Genomic DNA, 6118 nt, shown 5'->3' on the forward strand with positions numbered 1-6118 from the left:
GTGGTCCTGACGGCATCGGCGGTGACGGCGCTCGTCCTGCTGCGTCCCGGCTCGGGGCAGGATGCGGTGCGGAGCGCCCCGATCGCCGACGCCTTCGTCGGCTACTGGGGCGGTGACATCGACGACGCCTCCGGGCTGGCGGGCGCCGTCGCCCTGGAGATCCACGACAAGACCAGCAGCAGCGGGGGCGACGACCGGATCGAGACGTCGATCGACCTCGTCGGCCAGGCGGTCTCCGGTGAACACGCGAAGTGCCTGTCGGCGTACGACCGCCAGGATGTGTCGGACCAGGAGCTCGTCCTGAAGGGGCACCTGGTCGGTGGCCCGGACTCGCAGGGCCCGGGCTGCAAGAAGTTCCTCGACGCCATGACGGTGACGATCGACACCGCCAATGCCGGTTCCCTGCAGATCAGGTGGGACGACCGCGGCGGACGGACCGCGAGCGCCCTGCTGACCAGGACCGATTCGTTCCACAGCGCCCTGAAGGAGACGCCGGCGGCCACCCCGGGCAGCACCGCGACGCCCATCGGCCCCGTGCCCGCCGAGTGCAGGAACATCGACGCCGGCCGGCTGGAGCAGGTGTTCGGCAAGGAGAAGCGCACTCCCGAGGGGAAGTCGGAGCAGCTCCAGCCCGGGGCCCCGGACGAGCTCTCCCTGCAGTCGTGCACCCGCTGGTTCACCAACGGCGGCAAGACCGGCACCTACGTCGGCCTGGACGTCCTGACCTTCCGGACACCCGAGCAGGCCCAGCAGTTCTACGCGAGCTGGGCCAAGGACGACACCGGGACGGTCTCCAAGCCGCCCGTCCCGCTCGGCGACCGCGCCTTCCAGTCGTCGAAGGACAGCCCGCTGGCCAACGAGCGGGACTACCGCCTGGCGGTCGTGGCCGCCAACCGGGTCGTGCGGGCGTACGTCCCGCACGACCGGGGGTTCCAGGACGACGCCGTGGCCGCTGCGGTCGGCGACGTGGCGAAGGGGATGCTCGCCGGCCTGAAGTAGCGTCCGTCCGCCGGCCGGTCTCGGCCGAGCGGGTGGTCCGCGTCGCCGCGGCCCGCGTGGTGGGTGGATCGGCGGTGGCCGGGCCGTCCACCGTACGGGTCGACCGGCCGAGGTGAGGAGCTCAGGGTGACGCAGTACGACGAGATCGGCGCGCGGTACGAGAAGTCGAAGACGACAGCGGCGTTCTCCGCCGTCGACACGTACAGCCTGGAGCGGGAGTTGGGCGACGAGCTGCGCGGGGCCGCGCTCGACCTGGCGTGCGGCTACGGGTTCACCACCCGGCTGCTCGCCGAGCGCGGCGCCGGGCCGGTGCGGGGCGTCGACGTCTCCGCCGCGATGGTCCGCCTCGCGCGGCAGGTGGAGCAGCGGCTCGGGCAGGGCATCGAGTACGTGGTGTCGGACGTCGCCGCGATGCCGGTGCTGGGCGTCCACCAACTCGCCACCGCTGTCTACCTGTTCAACTACGCGCCGACGCGCGCCGCGCTGCGGGCGATGTTCGGGGCGATCCGGGCGAACCTGGACCACCGGGGGCGGCTGGTGGCCATCGCGCCGAACCCGAGCCCGTTCCCCGAGGGCAACTGGGACCGGTTCGACGTCACCGTCCGCGCCCGTGTCCCCGCCGAGGAGGTGCCGCTGCTCAAGGCGGCCTTCCTGCTCGACGAGCCCGTGGCCTTCGAGTTCTACGAGTGGCGGCGCGAGGACCTCGAACAGGCCGCCCGCGACGGCGGGTTCGGCACCGTCGACTGGCGCCCGCTCGCCACCCCGCCGGCCGACGACCGCTTCAGCGCGGCGCTGTGGGCGGAGTACCGCAGCGCGCCGGTGAGTTCGATGATGATCTGCCGTCCGTGAGGACGTGTGACAACGCGACGTGCGGGGGGCGTCCCAACGGACGCCCCCCGCACCGGTGTGTTACTGCATGAGCGCCAGCCGAGCGGCGAAGCCGATCAGCAGCACGCCCGTCACCTGCTCGATGCGGCTGCGCACCCGGGGGCGGCGCAGGAAGGCACCGAAGCGGTCGACGGTGACGGTGTAGAGGCCGAACCAGAGCAGGTACAGCACCACGAACTCCGCCGAGAGCACGAGCGCCTTGCCCAGCGTGTGCCCCGTCGTCGGGAGGAACTGCGGCAGGAAGGTGACGAAGAACAGCGCCACCTTCGGGTTGAGCGCGTTCGACAGGAAGCCCTGCCGCACGTACATCCGCCAGGTCTTCCCGGCCGCCTCCGACGCCTCCGCGTCGGCCGTCCCCTTCGCCGACTGCCGGGCCGCGCGCAGCGTGGCGATGCCCATCCACACCAGGTACAGCGTCCCGACGGCCTTCAGCACGGTGAACGCCACGGCGGACGCCACCAGCAGCGACGACACGCCGAGCGACGCGGCCGACACGTGCACGCTGAGCCCCAGCATGCCGCCGAGCGTGGTGTACAGGCCGGCGGCCCGGCCGCCGACCAGGGCGTTGCGGGTGATCAACGCCTGGTCGGGGCCGGGGATCATGATGAGGACGAGCGCGGCGACGGCGAACGTCAGCATGCCGCCGCCCGGACGTTCCGCAGGACGGCCGCGTGCTGCCGTTCGCGGAAGTAGAAGTGGCCCCCGGGGAACAGCCGGACCGGGACGGGTCCGGCGTCGGTGTGCCGCTCCCAGGCGGTGAGCTGCTCCTTCGTGATGAGGTCGCGGTCGCCGCCGAGCACCGTGAACGGCACGGAGAGTGCCGGCCGCTCCTGCCACCGGTAGGTTTCCAGGATCCGGTAGTCCGCCCGCAGCCCGGCCGCCGAGAGACGCGCCAACTCCGGGTCGGCGAGGAGCTCTTCGGGGAGGCCGCCGTGCCGGTCGTTCACCGCGCGCAGCAGCTCGGCGTCGGGCAGGAGGTGGAACCCCTGCTCGTGCCGGGCGAGTTCGGGCGCCGGGTAGCCGGAGAGGATCAGCCGCTCCGGCAGCGGTCGGCCCAACTCGATGAGCCGGTGGGTGAGTTCGTAGCACACGAGGGCGCCGAAGCTGTGCCCGAAGAACACGAAGGGGGTGCTGAGCGGCAGCTCCTTCGCGAGCTGGTCGACGAGGTCGGCCATCGACGTGGGCGGTTCCTCGTCGAGCCGGGAGCCCCGGCCGGGCAGCTGGACGGCCAGGACGTTCAGGCCCTCCAGCTGCCGGCCCCACCGGACGTACTCGGCGGCGGAACCGCCTCCGTGCGGGAAGCAGTACAGGGTGCGCGGCCCGGACGGGCCCGGAGCCCTGATGGTCCACTGCGGGTTGTGCGGTTCCGCCATGTCGGTCACCTCACCTCGGCCGTTTCGACGCCGGCGGCCTCGTGCCGGCCCGACGCCAGGTACTCGGCGAGGCCGTCGATCGTCGGGTGCTCCAGGATCTCCTTGGGCCGCACCGGCCGGCGCAGCTTCGCCCCGAGGTCGGCGGCCAGCACCAGGGTGGTGGCCGAGTCGACGCCGAGCGCCGTCAGCGGGAGGTCGGTGCCGACCTCCTCGACCGCGATGTCCAGCAGCTCCGCGATGTAGTCGGCGAGCCACTCGACGAGCTTGTCGCGCGTCACACGTCCTCCTGGGTTGCGTTGGGAGCCTCGGTCCGGGCGTCCTGGACCGGCACGTCGAGCGGGTTCGCCGGGCCGAGCTGCGGCTCGAACCACGCGTCCACGTCGGCCACCGTCGAGTTCTGCAGGACGACGGCGACCGGCACCTCGACGCCGAAGGTCCGCTGCAGGGAGACGGCGATCCGGGCCGCGAGCAGCGAGTCGCCGCCGGCCTCCAGGAAGTCGTCCGCGAGGTCGACCTGGTTCACGCCCAGGATGGACCGGTAGATCTCGACGAGCTTCGCCTGCCGGTCGGTGACCGGCGGCTTCACCGGGCGGCCGCGCTGCACGCCCCGGGCGCCGGCCTTGGCGAGCACCGACCGGTCGATCTTGCCGGTCGCGCTGAGCGGCATCCGCTCCAGCGGGCTGAGCCGCGCCGGGACCATGTGCTTGGGCAGGTGCGCGGCGGCGTGCGCGAGCAGCGCCTCGCGGTCGAACCGCCGCTGCTGCGCCGGTCCTTCGGCGGCCAGGACGTCGAAGCCGACCGCGGCCGGTCCGTCGCCGTCGCGGGTGAGCACCGACGTGTCGCCGTAGCCGCACTTGGTGAGCAGCCCGGCCCACTGGGTGCAGTCGAGGAGCGGATGGCCCCAGGTGCGGAACTCGGTGTCCGTCCAGCCGTCGAAGCCCTGCTGTAGGCCCATGGTGAGGTCGAACCACGGGTGCATGGCGGTCTGTTCGACCATCAGCAGCAGGCCGCCGGGGGCGAGGACGGAGCGCAGGGTGCCCAGGCTGGTGGCGATGTCCCGGGTGTCGTGCAGGACACTGGCGGCGATCACGAGGTCGGCCGACAGGCCGTCGTGGCCCTGGAGTTCGGGCTCCTGGTCGAGGTTGAGCAGCCCGTACCGGACGAACTCGTGCTCCCCGAACGCCTCCTGGGCGCGGTCGGTGAAGTAGGTCGAGATGTCGGTGAACAGGTAGTCGGTGCGGTCGGCGGGCAGCAGCGGCAGCAGGTGCTGCGTGAGCGTGCCGTAGCCGCCGCCGACCTCGACGACGCGCAGCGGCCGGTCGGCCGGCCAGTCGGCGACGAGCCGGGCGACCGCCTCGGTGGCGACGGCGTAGGCCGGGCCGAAGAGGCGGGCGTACACCTCGGGCGTGCGGTCCGAGGCGTAGAGCTCGGCCGAGTGCAGGGACTGGGTGAGGATGGCGGCGACGTTGCCGGCCAGCGAGAGCATCCAGTCGATGAGGTCGCTGGGCACGTCCAGGGTGCCGCCAAGCGCGGTGCGGGCGGCCTCGGCGACGGCGTCGGGCACGGACTGCGGGAATTCCACGGCCACTTCGAGGCCGTCCGCGGTCGTGCGCAGGTCGCCGTGGCGCACCAGGGCGTCGGTGGCGCGGGTCAGCCAGCGCTCGTAGCGGGTGGCCACGCCGGCCGCGGTGGCGGCGGACGGGTCGAACCGCTCGCCGGGCAGGTGCGGCAGGCCGAGGGTGCGGAAGGCGACGGCGGCGGCCGCCGCGTGCAGGTCGTCGAGCGCGGACCAGGCGCCGAGCAGGGTGTCGGCGTCGGGGCCGGGCGCGGCGAAGGTCGCGGCCGAGGCGAGGGCGGTGCGGCGGCGGCCGGTCTCGTCGGCGTCCGCCGTCTCGGTGACCAGCAGCGAGCCGTCGGCGCGGTCCGGCACGACGTAGCCGAGCAGGCGCGCGTTGGTCGGGTCGTCGGCGGACTTGACGACGACGGCGTTCTCCACGCCGGGGTGGCGCTGGAGGACGGCCTCGACCTCGCCGCACTCGATGCGGTGGCCGCCGATCTTGACCTGGCCGTCCCGGCGGCCGAGGAACTGGAGCACGCCGTCCGGCAGGTAGCGGCCGAAGTCGCCGGTGCGGTAGAGCCGTTCGCCGGTCCGCGGGTGGTGGACGAAGCTCGCCCCGGTGCGCTCGGGGTCGCGGAAGTAGCCGCGGGCGAGGCCGGTGCCGGCGATGTACAGCTCGCCGGGCACCCACACCGGGCAGGGCTCCATGCGCTCGTCGAGCACGTGGAAGGCCTGGTTGCGCAGCGGCTTGCCGTACGGGACGCTCGGGCAGCCCTCGGGGACCTCCTCGGCCGGGTGCCAGTTGGACCAGATGGACGCCTCGGTGGCGCCGCCGAGGCTGATCACCCGGGCGTCGGGCCACAGGGCGAGGATGCGCTCGGGCAGGTCCAGCGGGATCCAGTCGCCGCTGAGCAGGACGAGGCGCAGGCCCTCGGGGGCGTCGCCGGTGAGCTCGACGTGGTCGACGAGCATCTGCATCTGGGCCGGGACGGAGTTCCACACGGTGACGCCGTGCCGGGTCATCAGCTCGGCCCAGTGGCTCGGCTCGCGGCGCTTGTCCTCGTCGGGCAGCACGAGGGCGCCGCCGGCGAGGAAGGTGCCGAAGAGGTCGTACACCGAGAGGTCGAAGCCGAGGTCGGCGAGGCCGAACACGCGGTCCTCGGGGCCCACGCCGAAGCGCTCGTTGATGTCGGCAATGGTGTTGAGCGCGGCCCGGTGTTCGATCATGACGCCCTTGGGGCGGCCGGTCGAGCCGGAGGTGTAGAGGACGTAGGCGAGGTCCTCGGGCCGGGCGGCGTCC

At 73.1% G+C, this 6118-nt stretch carries 6 protein-coding genes; 2 read left to right on the forward strand and 4 right to left on the reverse strand.

The genetic code is table 11. The features are described from left to right. The coding region (locus AB0O00_RS26910) for a hypothetical protein (protein ID WP_363655959.1) at positions 1 to 999 on the forward strand (999 nt) is incomplete at its 5' end. A gap of 126 nt (positions 1000 to 1125) precedes the next feature. Next, positions 1126 to 1848: a class I SAM-dependent methyltransferase gene (locus tag AB0O00_RS26915; RefSeq protein ID WP_363655961.1), complete on the forward strand. Its 723-nt coding sequence runs from the start codon at positions 1126 to 1128 to the stop codon at positions 1846 to 1848. Between the two features lie 60 nt (positions 1849 to 1908). Here the strand turns inward: AB0O00_RS26915 and AB0O00_RS26920 are convergent, their stop codons facing one another. The 4 genes from AB0O00_RS26920 to AB0O00_RS26935 form a co-directional block, all read right to left on the reverse strand. Then, positions 1909 to 2526, reverse strand: coding sequence for a LysE family translocator (locus AB0O00_RS26920; protein WP_363655963.1), 618 nt, complete (start codon positions 2524 to 2526; stop codon positions 1909 to 1911). After that, on the reverse strand, positions 2520 to 3260 hold the full coding sequence (locus tag AB0O00_RS26925) for an alpha/beta fold hydrolase (protein ID WP_363655965.1): 741 nt from the start codon (positions 3258 to 3260) through the stop codon (positions 2520 to 2522). Before AB0O00_RS26925 ends, AB0O00_RS26920 begins: the two co-directional genes overlap by 7 nt. A 5-nt stretch (positions 3261 to 3265) precedes the next feature. Further along, positions 3266 to 3538 carry an acyl carrier protein gene (locus tag AB0O00_RS26930; protein ID WP_363655967.1) on the reverse strand — a complete coding sequence of 91 codons (273 nt, stop codon included), beginning with the start codon at positions 3536 to 3538 and terminating at the stop codon, positions 3266 to 3268. Then, a partial coding sequence (locus AB0O00_RS26935; protein WP_363655969.1) for an amino acid adenylation domain-containing protein occupies positions 3535 to 6118 on the reverse strand: 2584 nt, incomplete at its 5' end. The genes AB0O00_RS26930 and AB0O00_RS26935, both read right to left, overlap by 4 nt.

Origin of the sequence: Kitasatospora sp. NPDC093558 (genome assembly GCF_040683475.1) — a bacterium.
GTDB lineage: Bacteria > Actinomycetota > Actinomycetes > Streptomycetales > Streptomycetaceae > Kitasatospora.